24 protein-coding genes and 1 pseudogene are annotated in these 25,905 nt (G+C 68.0%); 16 read left to right on the top strand and 9 right to left on the bottom strand.

The window, feature by feature from the left end:
• Positions 1–57: 57 nt before the first annotated feature.
• The 4 genes and pseudogenes from acnD (at position 58) to AC3A5K_RS05835 (ending at position 4,951) form a co-directional block, all read left to right on the top strand.
• Positions 58–2,655 (top strand): Fe/S-dependent 2-methylisocitrate dehydratase AcnD, encoded by a 2,598-nt coding sequence (gene acnD, locus AC3A5K_RS05850; protein ID WP_487616581.1) that lies wholly within the window; start codon positions 58–60, stop codon positions 2,653–2,655.
• A 46-nt stretch (positions 2,656–2,701) separates the two neighbouring features.
• Positions 2,702–3,010: pseudogene (locus AC3A5K_RS05845) on the top strand (endonuclease domain-containing protein); the annotation flags it as partial.
• A gap of 90 nt (positions 3,011–3,100) precedes the next feature.
• Complete coding sequence (gene prpF / locus AC3A5K_RS05840; RefSeq protein WP_487617061.1) at positions 3,101–4,297, top strand: 2-methylaconitate cis-trans isomerase PrpF; 1,197 nt, start codon at positions 3,101–3,103, stop codon at positions 4,295–4,297.
• Positions 4,298–4,459: 162 nt separating this feature from the next.
• Entirely contained in the window at positions 4,460–4,951 is a 492-nt protein-coding gene (locus tag AC3A5K_RS05835) for a hypothetical protein (RefSeq protein ID WP_487616580.1), read from the top strand.
• A gap of 42 nt (positions 4,952–4,993) precedes the next feature.
• Here the strand turns inward: AC3A5K_RS05835 and AC3A5K_RS05830 are convergent, their stop codons facing one another.
• From AC3A5K_RS05830 to AC3A5K_RS05815, 4 genes are all read right to left on the bottom strand, one after another.
• A complete protein-coding gene (locus AC3A5K_RS05830) occupies positions 4,994–5,608 on the bottom strand; it encodes a glutathione S-transferase family protein (RefSeq protein ID WP_487616579.1) in 615 nt (204 codons plus the stop codon).
• 76 nt (positions 5,609–5,684) lie between these two features.
• Entirely contained in the window at positions 5,685–6,164 is a 480-nt protein-coding gene (locus AC3A5K_RS05825; RefSeq protein ID WP_487616578.1) for a cell wall hydrolase, read from the bottom strand.
• Between the two features lie 365 nt (positions 6,165–6,529).
• Complete coding sequence (locus AC3A5K_RS05820) at positions 6,530–8,578, bottom strand: oxidoreductase (protein WP_487616577.1); 2,049 nt, start codon at positions 8,576–8,578, stop codon at positions 6,530–6,532.
• An 88-nt stretch (positions 8,579–8,666) separates the two neighbouring features.
• Entirely contained in the window at positions 8,667–8,843 is a 177-nt protein-coding gene (locus AC3A5K_RS05815; RefSeq protein WP_487616576.1) for a hypothetical protein, read from the bottom strand.
• Between the two features lie 18 nt (positions 8,844–8,861).
• Between AC3A5K_RS05815 and AC3A5K_RS05810 the strand changes: the two genes are divergently transcribed.
• From AC3A5K_RS05810 to AC3A5K_RS05800, 3 genes are read left to right on the top strand one after another with little or no spacing between them, the layout of a single operon-like run.
• Positions 8,862–10,157, top strand: coding sequence for a hypothetical protein (locus AC3A5K_RS05810; RefSeq protein WP_487616575.1), 1,296 nt, complete (start codon positions 8,862–8,864; stop codon positions 10,155–10,157).
• Positions 10,154–10,900, top strand: a complete 747-nt coding sequence (locus AC3A5K_RS05805) for a hypothetical protein (protein WP_487616574.1) — start codon at positions 10,154–10,156, stop codon at positions 10,898–10,900. The genes AC3A5K_RS05810 and AC3A5K_RS05805 overlap by 4 nt, the downstream gene beginning before the upstream one ends.
• Entirely contained in the window at positions 10,893–13,694 is a 2,802-nt protein-coding gene (locus tag AC3A5K_RS05800; RefSeq protein ID WP_487616573.1) for an AAA family ATPase, read from the top strand. The genes AC3A5K_RS05805 and AC3A5K_RS05800 overlap by 8 nt, the downstream gene beginning before the upstream one ends.
• Positions 13,695–13,900: 206 nt before the next feature.
• Here the strand turns inward: AC3A5K_RS05800 and AC3A5K_RS05795 are convergent, their stop codons facing one another.
• Complete coding sequence (locus AC3A5K_RS05795; RefSeq protein ID WP_487616572.1) at positions 13,901–14,917, bottom strand: zinc-binding alcohol dehydrogenase family protein; 1,017 nt, start codon at positions 14,915–14,917, stop codon at positions 13,901–13,903.
• 438 nt (positions 14,918–15,355) lie between these two features.
• On the opposite strand from AC3A5K_RS05795, the gene AC3A5K_RS05790 reads away from it, so the two are divergent.
• From AC3A5K_RS05790 to AC3A5K_RS05780, 3 genes are all read left to right on the top strand, one after another.
• Positions 15,356–16,426: an OmpA family protein gene (locus AC3A5K_RS05790; protein ID WP_487616571.1), complete on the top strand. Its 1,071-nt coding sequence runs from the start codon at positions 15,356–15,358 to the stop codon at positions 16,424–16,426.
• Between the two features lie 425 nt (positions 16,427–16,851).
• Positions 16,852–17,355, top strand: coding sequence for a hypothetical protein (locus AC3A5K_RS05785; RefSeq protein ID WP_487616570.1), 504 nt, complete (start codon positions 16,852–16,854; stop codon positions 17,353–17,355).
• Between the two features lie 88 nt (positions 17,356–17,443).
• Entirely contained in the window at positions 17,444–18,193 is a 750-nt protein-coding gene (locus tag AC3A5K_RS05780) for a pseudouridine synthase (RefSeq protein WP_487616569.1), read from the top strand.
• Between the two features lie 27 nt (positions 18,194–18,220).
• On the opposite strand, the gene AC3A5K_RS05775 is transcribed toward AC3A5K_RS05780, so the two are convergent.
• The 3 genes from AC3A5K_RS05775 to AC3A5K_RS05765 are packed head-to-tail and all read right to left on the bottom strand — an operon-like array spanning position 18,221 to position 20,277.
• On the bottom strand, positions 18,221–18,703 hold the full coding sequence (locus AC3A5K_RS05775; protein WP_487616568.1) for a DUF4426 domain-containing protein: 483 nt from the start codon (positions 18,701–18,703) through the stop codon (positions 18,221–18,223).
• Positions 18,696–19,550, bottom strand: coding sequence for a pyrroline-5-carboxylate reductase (gene proC / locus AC3A5K_RS05770; RefSeq protein WP_487616567.1), 855 nt, complete (start codon positions 19,548–19,550; stop codon positions 18,696–18,698). Before proC ends, AC3A5K_RS05775 begins: the two co-directional genes overlap by 8 nt.
• A gap of 58 nt (positions 19,551–19,608) precedes the next feature.
• Positions 19,609–20,277: a YggS family pyridoxal phosphate-dependent enzyme gene (locus tag AC3A5K_RS05765; RefSeq protein ID WP_487616566.1), complete on the bottom strand. Its 669-nt coding sequence runs from the start codon at positions 20,275–20,277 to the stop codon at positions 19,609–19,611.
• Between AC3A5K_RS05765 and AC3A5K_RS05760 the strand changes: the two genes are divergently transcribed.
• The 3 genes from AC3A5K_RS05760 to AC3A5K_RS05750 all read left to right on the top strand — a co-directional run bounded on the left by AC3A5K_RS05760 (position 20,272) and on the right by AC3A5K_RS05750 (position 23,544).
• Complete coding sequence (locus AC3A5K_RS05760) at positions 20,272–21,465, top strand: type IV pilus twitching motility protein PilT (protein ID WP_487616565.1); 1,194 nt, start codon at positions 20,272–20,274, stop codon at positions 21,463–21,465. The two genes, AC3A5K_RS05765 and AC3A5K_RS05760, sit on opposite strands and share 6 nt — an antisense overlap.
• A 141-nt stretch (positions 21,466–21,606) precedes the next feature.
• Positions 21,607–22,737, top strand: coding sequence for a PilT/PilU family type 4a pilus ATPase (locus AC3A5K_RS05755; RefSeq protein ID WP_487616564.1), 1,131 nt, complete (start codon positions 21,607–21,609; stop codon positions 22,735–22,737).
• A 180-nt stretch (positions 22,738–22,917) separates the two neighbouring features.
• Positions 22,918–23,544 carry a superoxide dismutase gene (locus tag AC3A5K_RS05750; protein WP_487616563.1) on the top strand — a complete coding sequence of 209 codons (627 nt, stop codon included), beginning with the start codon at positions 22,918–22,920 and terminating at the stop codon, positions 23,542–23,544.
• A 149-nt stretch (positions 23,545–23,693) separates the two neighbouring features.
• On the opposite strand, the gene AC3A5K_RS05745 is transcribed toward AC3A5K_RS05750, so the two are convergent.
• Positions 23,694–24,233 carry a DNA-3-methyladenine glycosylase I gene (locus AC3A5K_RS05745; RefSeq protein WP_487616562.1) on the bottom strand — a complete coding sequence of 180 codons (540 nt, stop codon included), beginning with the start codon at positions 24,231–24,233 and terminating at the stop codon, positions 23,694–23,696.
• Positions 24,234–24,340: 107 nt separating this feature from the next.
• Here AC3A5K_RS05745 and AC3A5K_RS05740 point away from each other — a divergent pair, with 107 nt between their 5' ends.
• The 3 genes from AC3A5K_RS05740 to ruvX all read left to right on the top strand — a co-directional run bounded on the left by AC3A5K_RS05740 (position 24,341) and on the right by ruvX (position 25,886).
• A complete protein-coding gene (locus AC3A5K_RS05740; protein ID WP_487616561.1) occupies positions 24,341–24,796 on the top strand; it encodes an FKBP-type peptidyl-prolyl cis-trans isomerase in 456 nt (151 codons plus the stop codon).
• Positions 24,797–24,861: 65 nt separating this feature from the next.
• Entirely contained in the window at positions 24,862–25,416 is a 555-nt protein-coding gene (locus AC3A5K_RS05735; protein ID WP_487616560.1) for a YqgE/AlgH family protein, read from the top strand.
• A complete protein-coding gene (ruvX, locus tag AC3A5K_RS05730; RefSeq protein WP_487616559.1) occupies positions 25,413–25,886 on the top strand; it encodes a Holliday junction resolvase RuvX in 474 nt (157 codons plus the stop codon). The genes AC3A5K_RS05735 and ruvX overlap by 4 nt, the downstream gene beginning before the upstream one ends.
• Positions 25,887–25,905 lie beyond the last annotated feature (19 nt).

The raw sequence follows: 25,905 nt of genomic DNA, 5'->3' as shown, positions 1-25,905 counted from the left end.
TCCCCGCATGCGCGGGGACCTTGCGTTTCCGCTCCTTTCGAATTGTTGAAGCCAGCCATGAACAGCCAGCACCGCAAACTCCTTCCCGGCACCAAGCTCGACTGGTTCGACGCGCGCGCGGCCGTCGACGCGCTCGCGCCCGGCGCGTATGACCGCATGTCCTACACCGCACGTGTGCACGCCGAGAATCTGGTGCGGCGCTGCGAGCCCGCGCAGCTCGACGACGCGCTGCGGCAGCTGATCGAACTGCGGCAGGACATCGACTTTCCGTGGTATCCGGCGCGCGTGGTCTGTCACGACATCCTCGGCCAGACCGCGCTGGTGGATCTCGCTGGTCTGCGTGATGCGATCGCCGACCAGGGCGGCGACCCGGCGAAGGTTAATCCGGTCGTGCCGGTACAGCTGATCGTGGACCATTCGCTGGCAGTGGAATGCGGTGGCTACGATCCGGACGCCTTCGCGAAGAACCGCACGATCGAAGACCGCCGGAATGCCGACCGTTTCCACTTTATCGACTGGACCAAGCTCGCGTTCCACAACGTCGAGGTGATTCCGCCGGGCAACGGGATCATGCACCAGATCAATCTGGAGAAGATGTCGCCGGTGGTCTACGTGCAGGACGGTATCGCATTCCCGGACACCTGCGTCGGCACCGACAGCCACACGCCGCACGTCGATGCGCTGGGTGTGATCGCGATCGGCGTCGGCGGACTCGAAGCCGAGAACGTCATGCTCGGCCGCGCGTCGTGGATGCGCACGCCGGAGATCGTCGGCGTCGAACTGGCAGGCCGTCCCGGTCCGGGCATCACCGCCACCGATGTCGTGCTGGCACTGACCGAATTCCTGCGCAAGTCGAAGGTCGTCGGTGCGTATCTGGAGTTCCGCGGCCCCGGCGCGGCCGCGCTGTCGGTCGGCGATCGCGCGACGATCTCCAACATGGCGCCCGAGTACGGCGCGACAGCGGCGATGTTCTTCATCGACGACAACACGCTCGACTATCTGCGCCTCACCGGCCGCGAAGACACGCAGGTCGCGCTGGTCGAAACCTACGCCAAGGCCGCCGGCCTGTGGGCCGATTCGCTGGCAAGCGCCGAGTACGTGCGCACGCTGCATTTCGACCTGTCGACCGTGGTGCGCAACATGGCCGGCCCGTCGAACCCGCACAAGCGCGTGGCGACCAGCGATCTCGCCGCCAGCGGCATCGCCGGCGCGTGGGAGATGCCGACCGACGGCACGATGCCCGATGGCGCGGTGATCATCGCCGCGATCACCAGCTGCACGAATACCTCGAATCCCCGCAACGTCATCGCCGCCGCGCTGCTGGCGCGCAACGCGAATGCGCGCGGCCTCACGCGCAAGCCCTGGGTCAAGAGCTCGCTGGCGCCCGGTTCCAAGGCCGTGCAGCTGTATCTCGAAGAAAGCGGTCTGCTGCCGGATCTCGAGCAGCTCGGTTTCGGCATCGTTGCGTTCGCCTGCACCACCTGCAACGGCATGAGCGGCGCGCTGGATCCGGCGATCCAGCAGGAGATCATCGACCGCGACCTGTACGCGACCGCCGTGCTCAGCGGGAACCGCAATTTCGACGGACGCATTCATCCCTACGCGAAGCAGGCCTTCCTCGCGTCGCCGCCGCTGGTGATTGCGTACGCGATCGCCGGCACCGTGCGCTTCGACATCGAGAAGGACGTGCTCGGCATCGACCACGACGGCAATGCGGTGACACTCAAGGACCTCTGGCCGTCGGACGAGGAGATCGACGCGGTGGTCAAGGTCAGCGTCAAGCCGGAACAGTTCCGCGCCGTGTATGGCCCGATGTTCAAGCTGCACGTCGATACTGGCGAGCGCGTCGCGCCGCTGTACGACTGGCGCGAGATGAGCACCTACATCCGCCGTCCGCCGTACTGGGAAGGTGCGCTGGCCGGCGCGCGTACGCTCACCGGCATGCGTCCGCTCGCGGTGCTCGGCGACAACATCACCACCGATCACCTGTCGCCGTCGAACGCGATCATGGCCGACAGTGCGGCCGGCGAATACCTCGCGAAAATGGGCGTGCCGGAAGAGGACTTCAATTCCTACGCGACCCACCGCGGCGACCATCTGACCGCGCAGCGCGCCACGTTCGCCAATCCGAAGCTCGTCAACGAAATGGCGATCGTCGACGGCACCGTGCGTCAGGGCTCGCTGGCGCGCATCGAGCCGGAAGGCCAGGTCGTGCGCATGTGGGAGGCGATCGAGACCTACATGGACCGCAAGCAGCCCCTGGTGATCATCGCTGGCGCCGACTACGGCCAGGGCAGCTCGCGTGACTGGGCGGCCAAGGGCGTGCGTCTGGCGGGCGTGGAAGCGATCGTCGCCGAAGGCTTCGAGCGTATCCACCGCACCAACCTGATCGGCATGGGTGTGCTGCCGCTGGAGTTCAAACCCGGCGTGACCCGCCTGACGCTCGGCATCGACGGCACCGAAACCTTCGACGTCACCGGCGACCGCACTCCGCGCGCGATGCTGACACTGATGATCCATCGCCAGGACGGCACGCAGCTGTCGGTGCCGGTGATCTGTCGTCTCGATACTGCGGAAGAGGTTTCGATCTACGAGGCGGGTGGTGTGTTGCAGCGGTTTGCGCAGGATTTTCTGGAGTCGTCCAAAGCCGCATGACCGAAAGCCCCTCTCCCCTTGCGGGAGAGGGGTTGGGGAGAGGGGAATGGATCAACGCACATTCGCCAGACACCTGCGTCGAAACATGACCGACGCCGAGCACGTGCTCTGGCGTCATCTCCGCGCCCACCGCTTAGATGGACAGAAGTTCCGCCGCCAGCAGCCAATCGGTCCTTACGTCGTCGACTTCGTGCACTTCGGTGCACGTGTGATCGTCGAAGCAGATGGCGGCCAGCACGTTGAATCGCCGAAAGACGCAGTTCGCGACGCATGGTTGAAAGAGCAGGGCTTCAAGGTACTGCGCTTCTGGAATGACGACATCCTCCAGCGTCCCGAGTTGGTGTTCGAAGCGATCTGGAACGCGTTGCGGGAAGCACCCCTCTCCCCCAACCCCTCTCCCGCAAGGGGAGAGGGGAGACAAGCCGAAACAGAGCGAACGAACGTCATGACTTACAGCCCCCAACTCCGCATCCCCGCCACCTACATGCGCGGTGGCACTTCGAAAGGCGTGTTCTTCCGCCTCGAAGACCTGCCCGCCGCCGCGCATGTGCCCGGTTCCGCGCGCGACGCATTGCTGATGCGCGTCATCGGCTCTCCCGATCCCTATGCCAAGCACACCGACGGCATGGGCGGTGCGACCTCGTCGACCAGCAAGTGCGTGATTATCGGGCCCGCGTCGGTGCCGGATCACGATGTCGACTATCTCTACGGCCAGGTCTCGATCGAAAGCGCGTTCGTCGACTGGAGCGGCAACTGCGGCAACCTCAGCACCGCGGTCGGTCCGTTCGCGATCGCCAATGGCTTCATCGACGCGGCGCGGATTCCTCGCGATGGCACCGTTGCAGTGCGCGTCTGGCAGGCGAACATCGGCAAGACGATCATCGTGCACGTGCCGGTCGCGGACGGGCAGGTGCAGGAAACCGGTGATTTCGAACTCGACGGCGTGACGTTCCCGGCCGCGGAGATCGTGCTGGAGTTCGTCGATCCCGCCGACGAAGGCGAGGGTGACGGCGGCGGCGCGATGTTCCCGACCGGCCAGCTCGTCGACGATCTTGAAGTGCCCGGCGTCGGCACGCTGCGCGCGACGCTGATCAATGCCGGCATCCCGACGATCTTCGTCGACGCCGCCTCGATCGGATACACCGGAACCGAGCTGCAGGACGCGATCAACGGCGACGCGAAAGCGCTCGCGATGTTCGAGACGATCCGCGCACACGGCGCGGTACGAATGGGGTTGATCGGCGATGTGTCCGAGGCATCGAAGCGCCAGCACACGCCGAAGGTCGCGTTCGTGGCGTCGCCGCGCGATCACGTGGTGTCGAGCGGCAAGGCGATCGCGGCCGGCGACATCGATCTGCTGGTGCGCGCGCTGTCGATGGGCAAGCTGCACCACGCGATGATGGGCACGGCGGCAGTCGCGATCGGCACCGCGGCAGCGATTCCCGGCACGCTGGTGAATCTGGCCGCGGGCGGCGGCGCACGCAGCTCGGTGCGCTTCGGGCATCCGTCGGGGACCCTGCGCGTCGGCGCGGAAGCGGTGGAGGTTAACGGCCAATGGACCGTCGCCAAGGCGATCATGTCGCGCTCGGCGCGCGTGCTGATGGACGGCGCGATCCGCGTGCCTGTCGACACGCTGGGCTGAGCGGAACGCGAGCGCGGGACATAACGCACGTCCGCGCGTCGTGCCAGCCACGTCGAGTGTGTCGGCCATCTCGGTTTCGACCTTCGTCTGACTGGCGCCGTCCGCCGGCCCGTGCAAGGGTCCACCCGGGGGACGGCTTCGCCGTCAGGGAGGGGCGCTGCGATGGTGAGTGCGATACCCACGAAGACCGACGCGGGACGGGCGGAAATCGAGACACGCGACCACGGACTGGCGACCAGCCTGCGTTCGCTGTTGCTGCTCGTGGACGGCAGGCGCGGCCACGACGAACTCGACGCCATCGCGCGCCGGATCCATGCACCGGAGGATGCGCTGGCGCAGCTCCAGGCGATGGGGCTGGTCGCGGACGGGTCGGCAGCGCCAGCGGCCGATGACAGCGCGCCGCTGCCCAGCGATCGCGATACGCAGCGCCATCTGATTCTCTATGCGCTGATGACCGATGCAACGCGGGCGCATCTCGGACTGGTCGGTGGCTATCTGACCCAGCTCAAGATCGAACGTGCGGACGATGCCGCTGCACTGACGGCGCTGCTGCCGACGCTGGAGGCAGCGCTGAAGAAAGCGCGCGATGCCCGCTTCGCGGCGGGCCTGGTCTCCGGGATCCGTGCTGCAGCCGGACTCGACACGGCTGCGTGAAATGCGCGGACGCCACCGCAATGCGGCGGCGTCTGCGGAGCCTCAGATCAGGCCTTCGGCCGTCATCGCCGCACGGACGCCTTCATCGGCGAGCATGCGCGCATCGAACGCGTGCAGGTGGTTGAGACCGCCGAGATCCAGCTTCAGTCGCTTTGCCCACTGCAGGGTGACGAACAGATACGGGTCGGCGATCGAACGCGTGCCGGCGAGGTAGTCGCGGCCGGCGAGCTGCGCATCCAGACGTTCGTAATGACTGCGGATCTTCTGCATCGCGTGCTTGCGCGTGCGATCCACAACGTCCGCGTCTTCGAGGTACTTCGTGCTGCCGAACAGCGGGTGGAACGACGGATGCAGATCGGCATTGAGCAGCGCGAGCCAGCGGTTGACCTCGGCGCGGCCCTGCGGCGAACCGTCGCCACCAAGCTGTGCATCGGGATGGCTGTCGGCCAGATAGTTGAGGATCGCGGCGTTCTGGGTCAGCACCCAGTCGCCTTCGACCAGCACCGGCACCGCGCCGGCGGGATTGAGCGCGAGGAACGCGGGTTCCTTCATCTGCGTCGCGTCGACGACGCGCGCTTCGAACGGCGCGCCGATCCACTGCAGCACGATGTGGTCGGCCAGCGAACAGGCGCCGGGCTTGGTATGGAGGATGCGCATGGCGGTCCCAACGTTGAAACGGGCCGCCATCATGCGCCGGGCGTCGCGGCCGGGGAAGCCGGCGACGCGGCGCGGATCAGCCGCGCTCGCTGGCGGTCGTCGGACGCGCCGGGCGCAGCGACTGCACGCGCAGGAAGGTGTGGTCGCCGATCGTCGCCACCTGGTGCGCGCTGCGCCAGGCCGGCGCGGCGATCGCGTGGGCCATGAAGTGGCTGGCACCGGGCACCACCTGGCGGCGTTGCTCGGGCGGCAGCGACCAGTTGCGCTCGGACTCTAGCGCCACGCTGACCGCGCGGGTCCAGGCATTGGTGTTCGCCAGGCGGGTGTTGGGCGACAGGATCGTCGGCGCGAACTGCTTGCGCGCGGTGACCACTTCACACATCGACTCGCCCCACAGGCCGCTCTCCTGGCGGCGCAGGGCCACCTCGGCGACGGCTTCCTGCCCGCGGACGGACTGGTCGCGGGCTTCCAGATACACCGTCGTGCTCAGACAGAGCGAATCGGCGGCGGGGGGCGGCAGCACGGAGGCCAGCCACATCACCCATTCAAGTTTCATCGTTGCTCCTTGCTGCGTTGCGCCGGCGCGCATGCACTGCTCCCTTTCAGGAAACGCAGTGCACTGCATGAAACCGGCATGGCGTATTGGGGAGGGCGGCGACTCTATGGCCTGCTTTCGCCCGGGCTCCGAATTCCGCAGAAGGCGGATCGGGCCGGTGTCCCACCGAACAGGGGGCGGGACGAGGAGCCGGCAAGGTATCGGCGGTTTTCCGAATCAATCATGAATGGGGGGCACTGGTGCCCCGACGGGAACTGTGGCTGGGAATGGGCCGGAATGCCCCCTGTTCAGCCTCTGCCGCGGCCCGACGCCCTAAGCGGAGCGCCCATTCACCTGAATCCGCGTTCAGTTTGGGCCAACATTTTCTAGAGTCGGGCCGCGAGTCGGCTGGCCTGGTCGATTGCCCGCTTGGCATCCAGCTCGGCGGCGACATCGGCGCCGCCGATCAGATGCACGGCGCGTCCCGCGGTCTGCAGCGCATCGAACAGCTCTCGGCGCGGCTCCTGGCCGGCGCAGACGACGACCTGGTCGACCGGCAGCAGCTGTTCCGCACCGTCCACGCGGATCCGCAGCCCGGCATCGTCGACGCCCAGATACTCGACCCCGCCCAGCATCGTCACGCCCTTGGCCTTCAGCGTGCCGCGGTGGATCCAGCCGGTGGTCTTGCCGAGGCGGGCACCCGGCCGGCCGGGACTGCGTTGCAGCAGCCAGACCGCGCGCGCCGGCGCCGTGGGCGCTGGCGGCGACAGGCCGCCGGGGCGTTCAAAGGCCGGGTCGACGCCCCATTCGCGCATCCACGCGGCCGGATCGAGGCTGGGCGAGGCGCCGGCATGTTCGACCAGGAACTCGCTGACATCGAAGCCGATGCCGCCGGCGCCGATCACCGCGACCTGCGCACCGGGCACCACGCGGCCTTCGAGCACGTCGATGTAGCCGACGACCTTGGGATGGTCGTGGCCGGGGAAATCGACCGCACGCGGCACGACGCCCGTCGCCAGCACCACGACGTCGAAGTCCGATAGGTCATCGGCGCCGACGCGGGTCGACAGCCGCAATTCGACCCCAGTCTCGGCGGTGCGCTGGCCGAAGTAGCGCAGCGTTTCGTTGAACTCTTCCTTGCCGGGAATGCGCCGGGCCAGGTTGAACTGGCCGCCGATCGCCTCCGCCGCATCGAATAGGGTGACCCGGTGGCCGCGCTGCGCCGCCACCGTGGCGCAGGCCAGACCAGCAGGGCCGGCGCCGACCACTGCGACGCGCAGTGCGGTCGCGGCCGGGAAATAGTTCAGTTCGGTTTCCGCGCAGGCGCGCGGATTGACCAGGCAGCTCGCGGTGCGGTTCGCGAACACATGGTCGAGGCAGGCCTGGTTGCAGGCGATGCAGGTATTGATGCGCTCGGGCGTACCGGCGCGCGCCTTGGCCACCCACTGCGGATCGGCCAGCAGCGGCCGCGCCATCGACACCATGTCGGCATCGCCCCGGCTGAGGATGCGCTCGGCGACATCGGGCATGTTGATGCGGTTGGTCGCGATCAGCGGCAGTCCCACATGGGGCCGCAACTTCGCGGTGACACCGGCGAAGGCGGCGCGCGGGACCGAGGTCGAAATGGTCGGCACGCGCGCTTCGTGCCAGCCGATGCCGGTATTGATCAGCGTCGCGCCGGCGGCTTCCACGGCGCGGGCCTGCTGCAGGATGTCGTCCCAGGCCGAGCCGCCCGGCACCAGTTCCAGCATCGACAGCCGGTAGATCAGGATGAAATCGTCGCCGGCGGCCTCGCGCACGCGGCGCACGATCTCGGTCGCGAAGCGCATGCGCTGCGCGGTGTCGCCACCCCAGCGATCGCTGCGGATATTGGTGCGCGCGCTGAGGAACTGGTTGATGAGGTAGCCCTCGCTGCCCATGATCTCGACGCCGTCGTAGCCGGCCTCCCGCGCGAGCTTCGCGGCGCGGGCGTAGGCATCGATGGTTTTCTCGACGCCACGTGCCGACAGCGCCCGCGGCGTGAAGGGATTGATCGGCGCCTTGATCCGGCTGGGGGCCACCTGCAAGGGGTGATAGCCGTAGCGCCCGGCGTGCAGCAGTTGCAGGCAGATCTTCGCGCCGTGCGCGTGCACCGCATCGGTGACCGGGCGATGGCGCCGCGTTTCCCAGCGCCACGACAGCTTGCCGCCGAAGGGCTTGAGCCAGCCGGCGATGTCGGGCGCGAAACCGCCGGTCACGATCAGGCCGACGCCGCCTTCGGCCCGTTCGGCGAAATAGGCCGCAAGCTTCGGGAAGTCCGCCGCCCGGTCTTCGAGACCGGTGTGCATCGAGCCCATCAGCACGCGATTGCGCAGCGTGGTGAAGCCCAGATCGAGCGGGGCGAGCAGGTGCGGATAGGCGGCGGTGTCGACGGGCTGGCCCAGGGCTGGCGGCATGGTCTGGATACGCTGGCGTATGGACTGCGCAGCGTGCCGCGAAACCGGATGGTCCGCAACCGCGACCCGACGCCCACGGCACGCGCTGTCAAGAGTTGTCAGTCGCCGCGCGGGCGCGGACCATGGCGCCCCGCTTCCACGGACGGCCGCCATCCGACCCTTCCAGGACTATCTGCGCGACGGTGTCGACGCTGCCGATCTGCCGGACCTGCACCCGCTGCTGGCGGCGCGCGGGCAGATCCGCGCGTTTTCGACGCTGTTCCATGGCGGCGAGGAAAGCGTGATGGTCCGCCTGCTGGTGCTGCGCACGCTGGGCGAGCGCGGCCAGGCGCCGGATTGGAGCCCGCAGGAACTGCGCGAACACTTCGCCTACCTCGATGCCGTCAAGTTCGGCACCGTGCTCGACCGGCTGCGCGACAACGGCCTGCTGCTGTGGGAGGCGCAGGCGCAGCGCTACCGGATCAGTCCCGCCGGTCGCCAGGCGCTGTCGGCGCTGGGCCTGCTGCTGCAGTTCAACGCCGAGGGCGACGAGCTGGCCTACGTGACCGCGCAGCTGGCGGCCGGGCAGGCGGTGGGGCGGGTGGGCGCGTCGGACCTGCAGCATCTGCTGTCGCGCCTCAACGAGCTGCGCGAGGATTTCGACCAGGCCGTGCTCAGCGGTTCGGAACATCGCATCCGCCAGGCGGCGGACACGCTGCAGTCGGTCTGGCGCTGGGTCGAGACCGGGACTGAACTGATCCGGACCATCGCCGCCGATGGCGAGCTCGACACCGCGACCCATCGGGTGGCCCAGCAGATCGGCCGCGCGCAGAGCGCCTTGCTGCGCCAGGCCTCGGTGTTCCAGCGCGCCCTCAACCAGCTCGACCGGCACCGCGTGCATCTGGGCGCGAGCGGGCTGTCGTCGTCGGACGTCAACCGCTATCTGCGCGGGCAGGACCTGCGCGCGCTGGCGACGCTGGCCGACGGCACCTTGTGCACCTCCCCGCAGCCGGCGTTCGCGCTGGCGGCGATCGCGCTCGATGTGGCCGAGTACGAACTGGTCGAGCGCGAACGCGCCGACCGCGACGACGCCACGCTGCCGCCAGCGCGTCACGCGCCGGAGGATCTGCAGGCCCCCGTGGCCGCTGCGCAGGATTACCGCGCCGCCGAAGACTGGCTGGCCCAGCTGGTGGCGCTGGACACCCATGCGCCACTCGCCGACTGGGTGCCGCAGTCGGGCTTCGCGGTGAGCGCCTACCGGCTGTCGCTGCTCGGACTGATCGGCGATGCCGGGTCCGAACAGCGCAGCGGCGTCGGCGCTGAACTCTCGCGCCTGCCGCTGCGCTGGCGCGTGGGCGCCGGGCTGGAGGCGGTGGGCCGCGCAGGTGTCGACAGCATGAGCCGGGGCGTGCTGCTGCCCGAAGGCGTCGATATGCCCGATGACCTCGTGCAGTTGCAGGCACCGGCCTCGGCAAGCGGCGATCCCGATGCCGGCGGCGCGCAGGCCGCGACGCCGTCCGACGGCAATGCGCCGTCTTCTCCTTCCCAGGCGACGCGTGCGCGCACGCGCCGCCGCCGTGTTCCGGACACCACCGCATGAGTGATTCCACCGCTTCTCTGATCGCACGTCTGCTGGCCGAACGCTGGTTGCCGCGTGACGACCACGCCGTGCGCCGCGTGCTGGTCGACGCCGAATCGCGCGACGATCTCGATCGCCGGCTGGCGGCCGCCGGGCTGCGCCTGCTCGAGCATCCCTATGCGTCCCACGTGGCGGTGGGCATCGCGCGCGCGCAGGAAGCCGACGTGTTCGGCCATGGCGATGCCTGGGCCGCCAGCAACCTCCAGCTCAGCCGCGACACCACCGCGCTGCTGGTCGTGCTGTGGGCGCTGCTGGTGCTGCCGAAGCGCCAGCGCCAGATCGCGCGGCAGGACGTGGAGCGCCAGCAGGACCAGGAACAGATGTTCGCCGAGCTCAAGCCGGTGCCGGTTGGCGCCGAACTGGTGGAGCCGGTCAACGAACGCACGCTGCTGGCCGACTACGGCGACCGGCTGGGCGGCAAGCAGCGTATCCAGATGAGCCTGGGCACACTCAATCGGCACGGCTTCATCGTCCGTCGCAAGGAACGCATCCAGGAAGGGCCGCTGCTCGACCTCGCGTTCGATTACGAGCGCATCGCCGGCCGGGTGATGGACGGCGCCCTGGCCTTCGTCATCGCCGAGGCGCGCAGCGCCGCGCCCGCCGAAGGCGCACAGACCGGGAGCGTGCAGCCCGACGACACGACGCCACACGACGCAAGCGATACGACACGGGTCCACGCGGACGGAGACACCGACGATGTTTGAGTTCCGCAGCCTTGAAGTCGTGCACTGGGATTACTGGCAGCGCTACGCGTTGCCGCTGGACGCTTCGATCATCACCGTCGTCGGCCCGAACGGCTCCGGCAAGACCACGCTGCTCGACGCGCTGCGCACGCTGCTGGCGATCGACGACCGCGAGATGGCCCGCGACTACAAGACCTATCTGCGCCACAACGGCAAGCCGGTGGCGTGGCTCCGCGCGGTGGTGAGCAATCCGGTCGACCGCCGCGGCAAGCGCGCGTTCTTCCCGTGCATGGACGAGCAGGTCACGCTGGCATGCCGCGTGCGCAAGCGCGGCGGCGACTGGAGCCGCGACTACCAGATCGTGGCCGGCGACGTGCCGGTGGAGACGCTTGATGCCGGCGGCGAATGGCTGGGCGTGCGCGACTACCGCGTGCGCCTCGCGGGCGCCGGCCTGAGCCGTGCGATCTGCCGCGTGCTCACGCTGGAGCAGGGCGCGACCGACAAGCTGTGCCAGCTGTCGCCGCGGGAACTGCTTCAGCTGGTCTTCGACGTGTTCGAGGACAAGGCCGTGCTGGACGATTACCAGCGCGCCCGCGCCGAACAGTTCGATACCGAGAAGGAAATCGCCCAGCTGCAGCACGGCCTCGACGAGCTGCACCTCAAGCTGGAAGGCGCGAAGGCCGATGTGCGCTCGTTCGATGAAGGCCAGGCGCTGCGCCGCGAGCGCCAGCGCCTGGAGACCGAGGTCGCACCCAAGGTCGAGCTTGCCGATCTGCGCGCGACGATCGACGGCGCGCGTCCGCGGCTCACCGGCCTGCGCCGCGCCCAGCACGAACGTCGCCGCGCGCTGTCGGGGCTGCAGGCGGAAGACGGCGCTGCCGCTGCGCAGCGCGACGCCTTGCAGACGGCGCTCGCCCGGGTGCTCGCAGAGCAGAAGACCGCCGAGTCCACCTTCATCGGCGCCCGCGACCAGGCGCGCGACGCGGAAATGCTGGTGCGTCGCCACGACGAACTGGCGGGCCTGCAGGCCACGCGCGGCGCGGTCGATGTCGACGCGCTCAGCCGCGGCATCGAACAGGGCCGGCAGCGCCAGGCCGAGCTGAAGTTCGAGGCGCAGCGCGATCGTCAGCGCGATGGGGAACTGACCGCGCAACTGGCTGCGCTGAGCGGCGGCGGACGTTTCGTCGAACCGTTCGAGCGCGATTTCCGTGCGGCAATGGACCAGGCCGGGATCGGCCATCGCGTGCTGACGGAGCTGGTCGAAATCGCCGATCCGCAGTGGGCGGTCGCGGTGGAAGCCGTGCTGGCCCCGTACCGCCATCTCCTCGTGCTCGACACGCCGCGCGACGCGCGCCGTGCCTGGGCGCTGGGCGAGTCGATGCAGTACCGGCACTTCGTGGTCGCCGACCGCGCACCGGTGGAACGCGCGACCCGCGGTTCTCTGCTCGAAGTCGTGCATTTCTCGGCCGATCCACCGGCCTGGCTGCCGCGCCAGCTCGACCGCATCCAGCGTGTCGCGGATGTCGAAGCCGGCCAGGCCCTGTCGAAGGGACAGGACTGGATCACCGCCAAGGGCTACCTGCGCGAGCATCGCGGCGGCCGGCACATCGGCGGCGGGCAACAGCATTTCGGCGTCGGCGCGCGGCAGGCGCGGCTGGATGCGTTGCGGGCGGAACACGTCGCGCTGCGCGAGCGCAGCCATGCCCGCGAAGCGGAACTCGCCGAACTGGGGCGCCGTCTCGACGCCGACCAGGCCCGACTGCTCGGTCTCGACGCCGGCCAGGAACTGGTCACGCGCGCCGCGGAGTTCGCCGATGCGCTCGAGCGGCTGCCGTTGCTGGCAGATGCCGCGCAGGCGGCGGCGGGTGCCCTGGAGGCCGCCCGCGCCGAGATGGCCGCTGCCATCGCGCGCGACAAGGCCGACAGTATCGCGACCGCCGAGCGCACCGGGCGCCTCGGCGGCCTCGCGCACGAGATCGAACAGGCCGGGCGGCAGATGACCCAGGAGCGGCAGCTGCTGGTCCAGCGCATCCTCGAGTTCCGGCGTCGCCGCGCGCAGATGCCGCCCGCGTGGCGGGCCGCTGCGGTACTGCGCGAAGCCCGTGAGGAATTCGAAAGTGCCAATGCGGTCCGCCGCGAGTTCGAGCGGCTGGACGCGCGTCTGGCCGCAGGCGGCTTCGTCGAGGACGCGGGCTGTATCGCGCTGCGCGACAAGTTCGCGGCCGACCACGCCGGCATGGCATCGGCGATCGGCCAGCGCGAATCGCACCTGCATCGCGCCCGGCGCATCACCGAGGAGGCTCGCGGTGCGTACCTCAATGTGTTGCGGGCCACGGTGCGACGCTATCGTCGCAATCTGGTCGCGCTCGGCGAACTCGCCGGTATCGGTGTCGAGGCGGAGATGTCGGAACTCGTCAACGACGACGTGGCCCTGGCGCAGGCGGGCCTCACGGTCCGCTTCGATTTCGACCGCAAGGGCTGGATCGGACTCGACGACGGCGAGGCCTCGGGCGGCCAGCAGGTGATGAAGTCGCTGCTGCTGCTGGTGGCGCTGCTGCGCGACGAGGACCAGCCTGGCGGCTTCGTCTTCATCGACGAACCGTTCGCGCATCTCGACGTCGCCAACATCGAGAAAGTGGGCCGCTTCCTGCGCTCGACCGATGCGCAGTACATCCTGACCACGCCGATCACCCACAACATCAATGTGTTCGAGCCTTCGGATCTCGTGCTGGCCACGAGCAAGCGACGGCCGCAACACACCTGGGCCGATCCGGTGGCGGTTCTCAAGCGGGTTCGGACGGCGGACGCGGCCTGAGGCCGGTCGCCGCGTCCGGTGGCGGGCGGGGCATTGATCGCTGTGGGTGAGGTCGCCGGATATGGCGGCCTGCTGTCAGCGGGAGGCGTCCGGCGACAGCGCGTGCGCGATCCGCGCATTCATCGGTCGATCGATGAGCGTGTCGCCGATGGCCGGTCACAGTCGGGTGCGCTGACCGGGCGCGAAGGGCGCCCGGTCAGAATCGATCACCAGCCGCTGACGGCCAGCTTGCCGATGGTGCTGCCACTTTCCAGCCGACGATGCGCTTCGCGCAGCGTGGCGGCCGAGATCGGCGAGAGCGTATCGGTCAGGGTGCCGCGAATCTGGCCTGCATCGATCAGTTCGGCCAGGCGCGCGAGGATACGGCCCTGTTCGGCCATGTCCGGCGTCTTGAAGCGCGCGCGGGCGAACATGAATTCCCAGTGGATGCCGATGCACTTCGACTTGTAGGGATCGCCGATCTTCAGCGCACCGGACGGTTCCACGATCAGACCCACATGCCCCTGCGGCGCCAGCAGTTCGCCGAGCACGGTCCAGTAGCGGTCGGTATCGGCGAGATTGAGTGCGGCGTCCACGGTCTCGAATCCGAGCGCCTTGAGCTGCGGCGCGAGGTCTTCGCGGTGATCGATGACGTGGTCCGCGCCGAGCGTGCGGCACCAGGCCACGCTTTCCTCGCGGGACGCGGTCGCGATGACGGTGAAGCCGGCCAGCTTCGCCAGCTGGATCGCGATCGAACCGACGCCGCCGGCGCCGGCGATGACCAGCAGGGATTTGCCGGTACCGCCGCCGTCGATCGAATAGGGCATCCGTTCGAACAACAGCTCCCATGCCGTCAGCGCGGTCAGCGGCAGCGCCGCGGCCTGGGCGAAGTCGAGCGTGGCAGGCTTCTTCGACGCGATCCGGGCATCCACCAGCTGGAACTGCGCGTTGCTGCCGGGGCGGGTGATGTCGCCTGCGTAATAAACCGTATCGCCGACCACGAAGCCCGTGACCGCGTCACCGACCGCGTCCACCGTGCCTGCGGCGTCGTAGCCGAGAATTCTGGGCGCTTCTTCCACCTGCGGCTTCGGCGCGCGTATTTTGGTGTCGACCGGATTGACCGAAACCGCTTCCACCCGGACGCGCAGATCATGCGGTCCCGGAGTGGGGGCTTCGAGTTCGACATCGAGGAGTGACTTCGGGTCGTCGATGGGCAGGTAATGGGTCAGCGCAACGGCTTTCATTCGACAATTCTCTGATGCGAGGGGAGTTGGCCCGCGATCGGACCGCGCGCATTAGGATAAACGTGTGGACGCGTGCCAACGCCCGCTGACGAAATCACGACATGGTTTGAACGTTTCGCGCCTACAGGAATTTCGCGAATGTTGCGGCGCCGCATCGGGCGCATAAACAATTCGATATGCCACCGTGATGATCCGAGGCGCCCGATCTTGACGCGGCGCGCACATCTGGCCGCGGACAATCCGCGCCGTTGAGAGTTCCTGCGCTTCCCGAAGCCAGCATGAATGCCAAGACGTTGTTCTATTGGAATCTTTCAACCGTTACTTTAGTGTTAACAACGCCTTCACGCTGCTGACTTTAGGCTATGTACCAAGGCGTGCGTTGTGGACGCCTCATCCGATGCCCTGACGCATTCCCCCTTAACTAGGAGCTCGAACAACATGAACAAGAAACTCCTCTGCGCCGCTCTGCTCGGCGGCCTCGGACTGGCGCATACCGCCAGCGCCCAGGAGTTCGACGATCGCTGGTACCTGACCAGCTCGGCCGGTTTTAATTTCCAGGCTGAAGATCGTCGCACCGATGACACCCCGTTCGTCACGCTGGGCATGGGTAAGTTCATCAGCCCCAACTGGTCGATCGACGGTGAGCTGAACTATCAGAACCCGGGCTTCGACAGCAGTGTCGAAGGCGCGAACAACGATCTGAACTGGAGCCAGTACGGCATCTCGGCGGATTTCCGTTACCACTTCATCAACGAAGAGCGTAGCTGGAACCCCTATCTGCTGTTCGGCGTCGGCTACCAGCGCTCGGAAGAAGAGTTCGCGGTGACCACCCCGGATTCGCCGCAGAAGAACAAGGACGGCAACTTTGCCGCCAAGGTCGGTGCCGGTCTGCAGTCGACCTTCACCAATCGCGTCGCGGTGCGTGCGGAAGTCGCCTACCGTGCCGACTTCAACGACAGCAGCATTGCTGCGTCGACTGGTCCCGATTGGTCCGGTTACCCGCACAACATGGAAGAGAGCTACTTCGGTGACGTGATGGCTTCGGTCGGCATCGTGATCCCGCTGGGTCCGCCGCCGGCACCCCCGGCTCCGCCGGCTCCGCCGCCGCCGCCGCCGGCGCCTGCTCCGGCTCCGCCGCCGCCGGCTCCGATCACGATCGATCTGAATGGCGTCAACTTCGACTTCGATCGCGCGACCCTGCGTCCGGACGCGGTGGCCATCCTCAACGAGGCCGTCGAGATCCTGCGTCGTTATCCCGAGCTGCGCGTTGAAGTCGCCGGTCACACCGACTCCGTCGGTACCGATGCCTACAACCAGCGTCTCTCGGAGCGTCGTGCCCAGGCGGTCTATGACCACCTGACCAGCAATGGCGTCACCGCCGATCGTCTGGTGGGTCCGACCGGTTATGGCGAAAGCCGTCCGATCGCGCCGAACACCAATGCTGACGGTTCGGACAACCCGGAAGGCCGTGCGCGCAACCGCCGCACCGAGCTGAACGTCCAGAACTAATCTGGCGTCCGGTTTCAAGAAAAAGCCCGGCCTAGTGCCGGGCTTTTTTTGTGCGCGCACGCGGAAGACTGGCTGCGGCTTCCAGCGGCAGGGCGCGGATTGCGGAGGATCTTGTCCCGATCACCACGCATGGCGAAGCCAGCGCGGAAGACGAGCGGATGTGGGCGATTGCTCCAGTTTCCTGCCAACGCTGATGTCTGCGTCTGGCGCCGAAATTGGATCGTTCGATGCGCGGCGGCTGGCGGGTTCTAAGCATGGGCGCGCGGATGTCGTGCGCGTTGTCGCGCTGGTACCCGGACACAGTCGAGTCGACCCGAAGGGATGCTCGGCGCCTCCCAGATGGTGAATGCGCGAGGCTCTTTTTTTCCTTGTAGCGTGGGGACTTGGGGCCTACACTTCAGGCCGATTCGACTTGGAGCCTGCCCGTGCGCCTCTATCTGCTTTGCTCGCTGTTCGTCCTGCCGTTCGCCGCGCATGCTGCCGATTGCGCCAGCCTCGGTGCGCAGGCTGCCCGTCCGGTGCAGGCCGCCGTCCTCGCGCCGGTGTCGTCCGAGCTGTCGGCGCCGAGCTACCGTCTCGGCACGACCGCGGTGCTGTCGCGCGCGTATGACGATGCCCAGTCGGCAGACCAGGTGCTGCTGCGTCTCGAGATCGAGAAGTGCCAGAACGTGGCCATGGCTGCGCCGGCCGCTGGCGCGGTGACCGCGAACGACCCTGCGGCCTATGTGAAGCAGACCGAATTCGACAACACGCCGTACCGGTTCAACATGACCCAGGGCGGCAAGCGCATGACCGCCGACGATTTCGACGCCTGGATCAAGGCCAACGGCTACACGGTGGGCAGCCGTCGCGTCGATCCAAACGCGCCTGCCGCGCCGGAAGGCGAGGCCGAGGCCGCCGTGCCCGGTCAGGCGACGCCCGCGGAATGATCCCAGCTGCCTGTTCGGCTGCGTCGATCGCGACGGCCTGCGCAAGCGGGCCGTCTTCGTATGTGGACCTGTGTAGGTGGAGTCGCGCTTGAGCGTCGACCGGCATCCGCCCCGTTACGGAATCGCGCGCCTGCTGTCGAAGCGGGGATTGTGTTCGCGCAGCGAAGCGGAGCGCCGTGTGCGCGATGGGCGCGTGCGGGTCGCGGGCCGCGTCGTGCGCGATCCCGAATATCCGGTGCTGCTGGATGCAGCGAACATCGAACTGGACGGCGTCCGCGCCGTGGCCGTCGCGCATCGTTACCTGATGCTCAACAAGCCGCGCGGACTCGTGACCACGGCCCAGGACGAACAGGGACGCGACACGGTCTATCGCTGTTTCGACGATGCTGCGCTGGGCTGGATCGCGCCCGTGGGGCGACTCGACAAGGCGAGTGAAGGCCTGCTGCTGTTCTCCAGCGATCCGGTGTGGTCGGCCGGCGTATCGGATCCGGCGCGCGGACCGGCCAAGACCTACCACGTGCAGATCGACGCGGTGCCGGACGATGCGCTGATGGCCGCACTGCACGGCGGCGTCGAAGATGCGGGCGAGTGGTTGCGCGTCGGCTCGGCGCGCGTGCTCCGGCATGGCGACCGTACGGGCTGGCTGGAAATCGTGCTGGAAGAAGGTCGCAACCGGCAGATCCGGCGATTGCTCGCCGCGCACGGCACGGGCGTGTTTCGCCTGATTCGTGTTGCGGTGGGGCGCCTCGAACTCGGCGACCTCGCCAAAGGCGCGTGGCGCGATCTCAGCGCGGCCGAAGTCGCCAGGCTGACGGTGGCGGCCGAACCGCGGACCTGAGGCGCGCGGCGCGAACGCCGCATGTGCTCAGGGCAGGATGTCGCGGCTGAATTTCAACTGCACGCGCTCCTGGTCGCCGGTGACGACGCCGATGTCGAAGCGCAAGGTGTCGGGTGGCCGGATCCGCGCGGTCGCGACGTAGTCGATGAGGCCGTCGGCCTGCACTTCGCGGAACTCGAGGCTCTGCGCGACGCCGCGCAGATCGCGTGCCTGTCCGCTCACCGTCGCGCGCTGGGCCTCGTCACCAACGCGCAGGCCGACCAGGACAAGGACGAGTCCCGGCTCCCGCGTGACGCCATAGCGCGCAGCGACCGCGTCGCTGAGCATCGAGGTCGGCACGACGCTCGCACTCGCTTCCGCATCGCCGACTGCTGCGATGGCGGGACGGGCGGCATCGCGCTGCGCTGCGCCGTCCATCCCGGAGGATGAAAGCGGCGACGGGCTGCATCCGGCCAGCGCCACGGACAGCGCCAGCGCCAGCGCAATGCGCACGAAGCGGTGCTCAGTCATTCGCTGCCGAGAGTTCGCCACCACGCTTCGCCGCCTGGCCGACCGCCTCGGCCACGAGGGCGCGCAATCCGCCGGTCTCGAAGGCTTCGATTGCCGCATGCGTGGTGCCGCCCGGCGAGGTGACGCGGCGGCGCAGCTCGGACGGCGCGACGTCGCTGTCGACCAGCATCCGCGCCGCGCCCAGCAGCGTCTGCAACACGAGCGTGCGTGCATCGTCCGCGGGCAGGCCCTGGGCGACGGCGGCGTCTTCCATCGCCTCGGCGAGCAGGAAGACATAGGCGGGGCCGCTGCCCGAGATGGAGGTGACTGCGTCCATGCGCGCCTCGTCGTCGATCCAGACGGTCGTGCCGGCGCTGCGCAGCAGGCTGTCGGCGCGCTGGCGGGCGTCGGCATCGACACGCGGATTCGCATACAGCCCGGTCACGCCGGCGCCCAGGAGGGCGGGGGTATTGGGCATCGTGCGCACCACGGCGACGTCGCCGCCCAGCCACCGGTCGATCTGCGTGGACGTGATGCCCGCGGCGATCGACAGCACCAGCGGGCGCGACGTCTGCGCGGTCCCGGCCAGCGACTCGCAGACCTGCCGCATCACCTGCGGCTTGGTGGCGAGCACCCAGGTGCCCGCGTCGACCACCGCTGCTTCCGCGCGGTCGAAGACCTGCACGCCGTAGTCGCGTGCGAGGGCGTCGCGGATGTCGGCGTTCGGATCGACAACGCGGACCTGGTGCGGATCGGTGCCGCGGGCGATCAGCCCGCCGACCAGGCTGCGGGCCATGTTGCCGCCGCCGATGAACACGACGGGGGCATCGAGGTGGGCGGGTGCGGGGGACGTGTCGTGTGCGGACATGCGCGGAAGCTCCGGTTCTGCAGGACGACCCGCCATGGTAGCCCGTCTGTGCGCCGGCTCAGGCCCGGGCGCCGAACAGCGCGGAGCCGACGCGGACCATCGTCGCGCCTTCGGCGATCGCGAGCTCCAGATCGTCGCTCATGCCCATCGACAAGGTATCCACCGCGGCATCGGCGCCGGCGAGGGTATCGAACAGGCGACGCATCCGTGCAAACGCATCCCGGCGCCGTTCGGGCTCGGCATGCGGCGCCGGAATCGCCATCAGGCCCCGCAGCCGCAGCGACGGCGTCGCGCGGATCGCGGTGACCAGCGTCGCGACGTCGCCGGGCAAGCAGCCGTGCTTGCTCGATTCGTCATCGATGTTGACCTGCACCAGCACATTGAGCGGACCGCGTGCGGCCGGGCGATGCGCGGCCAGCGCATCGACCAGCTTGAGGCGATCGACCGTCTGGACCCAGTCGAAGAGCTCCGCAGCCTGTCTGGCCTTGTTCGACTGCAGATGGCCGATCAGATGCCATTCCAGTCCGAGTCCGGCGAGCGCTTCGATCTTGGCCGCGGCCTCCTGCACGTAGTTCTCGCCGAATGCGCGCTGGCCGTCGGCGGCGAGTGCAGCCAACGCGGCGGCGTCGCGCGTCTTGCCGACCGCGAGCAGGCGCGCCGGAGTTGGCCGCGCGGCGTGCCGGTTCGCGTTGTCGATACGCTGCAGGACCGTGTCCAAGGAATGCATGGCAGGGGTGTCGGGCACGGTGCGGGATCCGTCTGTGAGGGCTGGTTTCGTGCGGGGGATAGCGGTCTATACTGCCGCCGGGGACAGGGGAGTGCCAGCCAGCAGGCCGGCCGCGCGCCCTGTGCGGATCAGCATCATCAAGGGGTTGTCATGGATATCGCGGAACTGTTGGCGTTCTCGGTCAAGAACAAGGCGTCGGACCTGCACCTGTCGGCCGGCCTGCCGCCGATGATCCGCGTCGATGGCGACGTGCGCCGCATCAACATTCCCGCGCTCGAGCACAAGCAGGTGCACGCGCTGATCTACGACATCATGTCGGACAAGCAGCGTCGCGATTTCGAAGAATTCCTCGAGGTCGACTTCTCGTTCGAGATTCCGGGCCTCGCGCGCTTCCGTGTCAACGCATTCAACCAGAACCGCGGCGCCGGTGCGGTGTTCCGGACCATTCCGTCGGAAGTGCTGACGCTGGAAGACCTGAATTGCCCGCCGATCTTCCGCCAGTTGATCGACCAGCCGCAGGGTCTGATCCTGGTGACCGGCCCGACGGGTTCGGGCAAGTCGACCACGCTCGCAGCGATGATCGACCACATCAACAAGAACGAATACGCGCACATCCTCTCGGTCGAGGATCCGATCGAATTCGTGCACACCTCGCAGAAGTGCCTGATCAACCAGCGCGAAGTGCATCGCGATACGCACGGCTTCAACGAGGCGCTGCGCTCGGCGCTGCGTGAGGATCCCGACTACATCCTGGTCGGCGAGTTGCGCGACCTCGAAACCATCCGCCTGGCGCTGACCGCCGCGGAAACCGGCCATCTGGTGTTCGGCACGCTGCATACCTCCAGCGCGGCCAAGACCATCGACCGCATCATCGACGTGTTCCCCGCCGGCGAAAAGCCGATGGTGCGCTCGATGCTGTCGGAATCGCTGCGCGCGGTGATCTCGCAGGCGCTGCTGAAGAAAGTCGGCGGCGGTCGTACTGCGGCCTGGGAAATCATGGTCGGCACGCCCGCCATCCGCAACCTGATCCGCGAGGACAAGGTGGCGCAGATGTATTCGGCCATCCAGACCGGCCAGCAGGCCGGCATGATGACCCTCGACCAGCATCTGCAGGACCTCGTGAAGCGTGGCCTGATCACGCGGCCCGCGGCCAAGGAATACGCGAAGGACAAGCGACTGTTCGAGTAAGGCCGTAATTGGGGATTCGTGATTCGTGATTCGTCAAAGCCGCGGTTCTGATGTCGTGAGGAGGGAGCCGGAAAGCCGCTTGGAGCGCCTTTTCGAATCACCAATCACCCATCACGAATCCCGGCTCCGCAGGAGCCAGACATGAGCAGCATCGATTTCACCTCGTTCCTCAAGCTGATGGCCCATCAGAAGGCCTCGGATCTGTTCATCACCGCCGGCATGCCGCCGTCGATCAAGGTGCACGGCAAGATCTCGCCGATCACGCAGAACCCGCTGACGCCGCAGCAGGCGCGCGATCTGGTGCTCAACGTGATGACGCCGCCGCAGCGCGAGGAATTCGAGAAGACGCACGAGTGCAACTTCGCGATCGGCGTTTCGGGTGTCGGCCGCTTCCGCATCTCGTGTTTCTACCAGCGCAACCAGGTCGGCATGGTGCTGCGTCGCATCGAGACGCACATCCCGACGATCGAAGAGCTCAACCTGCCGCCGATCATCAAGACACTGGCGATGACCAAGCGCGGCATCGTGATCTTCGTCGGTGCGACCGGCACGGGTAAATCGACGTCGCTCGCGGCGATGATCGGCTACCGCAACCAGAACTCGACCGGCCACATCATCACGATCGAGGACCCGATCGAATTCGTGCACAAGCACGCCGGCTGCATCATCACGCAGCGCGAGGTCGGCATCGACACCGACAGCTGGGACGCGGCGCTGAAGAACACCCTGCGCCAGGCGCCGGACGTGATCATGATCGGCGAGGTGCGCACGCGCGAAGGCATGGACCACGCGATCGCCTTCGCCGAAACCGGTCACCTGGTGCTGTGCACGCTCCATGCGAACAACGCCAACCAGGCGATGGACCGCATCATCAACTTCTTCCCCGAAGACCGCCGCAACCAGCTGCTGATGGACCTGTCGCTGAACCTCAAGGGTGTGGTCGCGCAGCAGCTGATCCCGACGCCCGACGGCAAGGGCCGGCGCGCGGCGATGGAGATCCTGCTGGGCACGCCGCTGGTGCAGGACTACATCCGCGACGGCGAAATCCACAAGCTCAAGGAGGTCATGAAGGAATCGACCAACCTGGGCATGAAGACCTTCGACCAGGCGCTGTTCGAGCTCTACCAGGCCGGCGAGATCTCCTACGAGGACGCGCTGCGCTATGCCGACTCGGCCAACGAGGTGCGCCTGCGCATCAAGCTGGCCCAGGGCGGCGATGCGCGCACGCTGTCGCAGGGACTGGACGGGGTCGAGGTCGCCGAGGTGCGCTGAGCGCTTGGCCTCGTGATCCCTACGGAACGCCCCGCGCCGCGGGGCGTTCTGCTGTCCGCGGTCCGAAACGCAGTGTTGTCACGGTCTGTCGCCCGCCGGCGGTATGGTGTGGCCCCTTGTCGCAAAGTTGACCCCTGACGGGGGACAATGACGCGCATTCATTCCGAAGGAGATCCGCTCATGGCCTACAGCCTCCCCGAACTGGGTTACGCATACGACGCGCTCGAGCCGCACATCGACGCGAAGACGATGGAGATCCATCACAGCAAGCATCACCAGACCTACATCACCAACGCGAACGCCGCGCTGGAAGGCACCGAATGGGCCGACAAGCCCGTCGAAGAGTTGGTGGCCAATCTCGATGCGCTGCCCGAAGACAAGCGCGGCCCGCTGCGCAACAACGCTGGCGGCCATGCCAACCACTCGCTGTTCTGGACGGTGATGTCGCCCAAGGGCGGCGGCAACCCGGTCGGCGATGTCGCCAAGCACATCGACAGCGACCTCGGCGGCTTCGACGCCTTCAAGGAAGCCTTTACCAAGGCTGCGCTGACGCGTTTCGGCAGCGGCTGGGCCTGGCTGTCGGTCGACACGTCCGGCGTGCTGAAGGTCGAGAGCAGCGCCAACCAGGACAACCCCTTGATGAAGGGCATCGGTTCGGGCAACACCCCGATTCTCGGTCTGGACGTCTGGGAGCACGCGTACTACCTGAAGTACCAGAACCGTCGCCCGGACTACATCGCCGCGTTCTACAACGTCGTCGACTGGAACGAAGTCGAGCGTCGTTACCAGGAAGCGATCAAGGGCTGAGTTTCGCCTCTTGACGCACTCCCGTTCCGGCCGCGCAAGCGGCCGGAATGCGTTTCAGGGCGGGATCCGGAAGTCGGGTGACCCATCGTTCCCGCGCAGGCGGGAATAACGCTCGGAGAAGGATGTGGGGCCAATGCCGCGCGGTGGGCCTAACCGCGCTTCGCTCGCGCGATGTCCCGCATCACCGGACAATCCGGCCGATGCGCGCCGGGCAGATAGCCCAGGCTCATCAGGAACTCCCCGGTGATCTCGCCGCCGGTGAAGCGGAAGGTCCTCTTGAACAGCTTGACCCAGGAGGCCTTGTCACGCGGCGCGCCGTCCTCGGTCGCGTGCGCGTCGAGCCATTCCACGAAGCTGCCGTGACTGTCGCGCAGACCCCGGATCACCTGCGCGTTGTGGATCGCCGCATCGACCTTGAGGCGGTTGCGGATGATCGAGGCATCGGCCAGCAGGCGCGCGCGATCGGCGGCGCCGTATGCCGCCACCGTATCAACATCGAAGCCGTCGTAGGCCGCCCGGAAACCGTCGCGTTTGCGCAGGATGGTTTCCCAGCTCAATCCGGCCTGGTTGATCTCCAGCAGCAGGCGTTCGAACAGCACGGCCTCCTCGCGCTGCGGAAAGCCGTACTCGGTGGCGTGGTAAGGCCCGTGGACCGGATGGCCCGGGGCGATGTCGCAGTAGGCGCTCATCAGCGCAGGATAGTCAGCACGGCCGGCCACCGCCATCCGGGCGTCGCCGGGTTGCGCGCTTCACGCGGGCCGCGCCACCATGCGGCACCGCCCAATGGAAGCCGTCGATGGACATCGCCCACCGCCGTGTCGCCACCGTCCACTTCACCCTGTCGGATCCGTCCGGCCAGCGCCTCACGACGACCCACGGCCACGATCCGCTGGTCTACATGCACGGCAGCGGCTCGATCATCCAGGGGCTGGAACAGGCGCTGGAAGGGCGCAGCGCCGGTGAGGTCTTCACCGTCGAGATTCCGCCGGAGCAGGGCTTCGGGCCCCGCCACGAAAGCCTCGTGCAGCGGCTGCCGCGCGCCACGTTCACGGGCAGCAGCGTGCCGGCCATCGGCGAAAAGCTGCGGGCCCAGACCGAGCGCGGACCGCTCGACGTCGTCGTGACCGCGCTCGACGCCGACACCATCACCGTCGACGGCAACAATCCGCTGGCCGGGCGCACGCTGCGCGCCGAGGTCGAAGTGGTCGGGGTGCGGGTAGCCACGCCGCAGGAAATCCAGTTCGGCCTCTGAAGCCGGGCACCCTCGCACCGGCGCCTGCGCAGCGCCACCACGCCAGCGGCCGCTAGAATGCGGCCATGTCGTTTCTCACCCACCATGTGCTGGTTGCGCTGCCTGCGTTGCAGGATCCCGATTTCTCGCGTTCGGTCGCGCTGATCTGCCAGCACGATGGCAACGGTGCGATGGGCGTCGTGGTCAACAAGCCGTCCGAGTACACCCTGGGCGACGTGCTGGAGCAGATGGGCATCGTGCTGATCGACCAGCGCCTGCGCGACGTGCGCGTGCTCGCGGGCGGTCCGGTACACCCGGAGCGCGGCTTCGTGGTCCACGACGGCGAAGGCGGCTGGGATTCCAGCCTGGCGATCGCCGATGGCCTCTTCGTCACCACTTCGCGCGACGTGCTCGAGGCGATGGCGGCCGGCGAAGGTCCGGAGAACGCGGTGATCGCGCTCGGGTGCGCTGGCTGGGGCGCGGGACAGCTGGAACAGGAACTCACCGAGACCAGCTGGCTCACCGTGCCGGCGGATGCACAGCTGCTGTTCGACACGCCGCTGGACGCACGCTGGCAGGCCGCAGCGGGCCGCATCGGGGTCGACATGATGCATGTGGCCAGCCACAGCGGGCACGCATGACCGACGCGCCCGCAAGCGCCACGATCCGCCGCGACGGCACCGTGCTCGGCTTCGATGTCGGCTCCCGGCGCATCGGCGTCGCGGTGGGCAGCGCGTTCGGGCATGGCGCCCGCGCACTGGCGGTGATCGACGTGCACGGCGAGCACATCGACTGGCCGGCGATCGACCGGGTGCAGAAGGAGTGGCGGCCCGACGGCATGATCGTCGGCGATCCGATGACGCTCGAAGGTGGCGACCAGCCGGCCCGGTTGCGTGCATTGGCGTTCGCACGCGCACTGATGGAGCGCTACCGCGTGCCGGTGGTGATGATGGACGAGCGCGCGAGTTCGATCGAAGCCGCGCAGCGTTTCGCGATCGACCGGGCCGAAGGCCGCCGCAAGCGCCGCGATGCGGCCGCCCTCGACGCCGTGGCCGCGGCGGTCATCGTCGAGCGCTGGCTGGCCTCGCCCGACGACGCCACGCCGCCCTGACGCGGGACTCGCCGTCGCA

This window comes from Luteimonas sp. Soil_C_5 (assembly GCF_057656615.1).
Note: the sequence above shows the minus strand (reverse complement) of the source record. Positions and strands in the feature narration are given on the sequence as shown.

Bases quoted from the DNA above. Each gene is read 5' to 3' on its own strand.
- AC3A5K_RS05745 (WP_487616562.1), bottom strand. From the start codon at position 24,233: ATGAGCGCCTACTGCGACATCGCCCCGGGCCATCCGGTCCACGGGCCT.
- AC3A5K_RS05790 (WP_487616571.1), top strand. From the start codon at position 15,356: ATGAACAAGAAACTCCTCTGCGCCGCTCTGCTCGGCGGCCTCGGACTG.
- AC3A5K_RS05810 (WP_487616575.1), top strand. From the start codon at position 8,862: ATGGTCCGCCTGCTGGTGCTGCGCACGCTGGGCGAGCGCGGCCAGGCG.
- AC3A5K_RS05815 (WP_487616576.1), bottom strand. From the start codon at position 8,843: ATGGAACAGCGTCGAAAACGCGCGGATCTGCCCGCGCGCCGCCAGCAG.
- AC3A5K_RS05820 (WP_487616577.1), bottom strand. From the start codon at position 8,578: ATGCCGCCAGCCCTGGGCCAGCCCGTCGACACCGCCGCCTATCCGCAC.
- prpF (WP_487617061.1), top strand. From the start codon at position 3,101: ATGACTTACAGCCCCCAACTCCGCATCCCCGCCACCTACATGCGCGGT.
- AC3A5K_RS05825 (WP_487616578.1), bottom strand. From the start codon at position 6,164: ATGAAACTTGAATGGGTGATGTGGCTGGCCTCCGTGCTGCCGCCCCCC.
- AC3A5K_RS05805 (WP_487616574.1), top strand. From the start codon at position 10,154: ATGAGTGATTCCACCGCTTCTCTGATCGCACGTCTGCTGGCCGAACGC.
- proC (WP_487616567.1), bottom strand. From the start codon at position 19,550: ATGTCCGCACACGACACGTCCCCCGCACCCGCCCACCTCGATGCCCCC.
- AC3A5K_RS05830 (WP_487616579.1), bottom strand. From the start codon at position 5,608: ATGCGCATCCTCCATACCAAGCCCGGCGCCTGTTCGCTGGCCGACCAC.
- AC3A5K_RS05775 (WP_487616568.1), bottom strand. From the start codon at position 18,703: ATGACTGAGCACCGCTTCGTGCGCATTGCGCTGGCGCTGGCGCTGTCC.
- acnD (WP_487616581.1), top strand. From the start codon at position 58: ATGAACAGCCAGCACCGCAAACTCCTTCCCGGCACCAAGCTCGACTGG.
- AC3A5K_RS05800 (WP_487616573.1), top strand. From the start codon at position 10,893: ATGTTTGAGTTCCGCAGCCTTGAAGTCGTGCACTGGGATTACTGGCAG.
- AC3A5K_RS05755 (WP_487616564.1), top strand. From the start codon at position 21,607: ATGAGCAGCATCGATTTCACCTCGTTCCTCAAGCTGATGGCCCATCAG.
- AC3A5K_RS05760 (WP_487616565.1), top strand. From the start codon at position 20,272: ATGCATGGCAGGGGTGTCGGGCACGGTGCGGGATCCGTCTGTGAGGGC.
- ruvX (WP_487616559.1), top strand. From the start codon at position 25,413: ATGACCGACGCGCCCGCAAGCGCCACGATCCGCCGCGACGGCACCGTG.
- AC3A5K_RS05765 (WP_487616566.1), bottom strand. From the start codon at position 20,277: ATGCATTCCTTGGACACGGTCCTGCAGCGTATCGACAACGCGAACCGG.
- AC3A5K_RS05735 (WP_487616560.1), top strand. From the start codon at position 24,862: ATGTCGTTTCTCACCCACCATGTGCTGGTTGCGCTGCCTGCGTTGCAG.
- AC3A5K_RS05795 (WP_487616572.1), bottom strand. From the start codon at position 14,917: ATGAAAGCCGTTGCGCTGACCCATTACCTGCCCATCGACGACCCGAAG.
- AC3A5K_RS05835 (WP_487616580.1), top strand. From the start codon at position 4,460: ATGGTGAGTGCGATACCCACGAAGACCGACGCGGGACGGGCGGAAATC.
- AC3A5K_RS05740 (WP_487616561.1), top strand. From the start codon at position 24,341: ATGGACATCGCCCACCGCCGTGTCGCCACCGTCCACTTCACCCTGTCG.
- AC3A5K_RS05750 (WP_487616563.1), top strand. From the start codon at position 22,918: ATGGCCTACAGCCTCCCCGAACTGGGTTACGCATACGACGCGCTCGAG.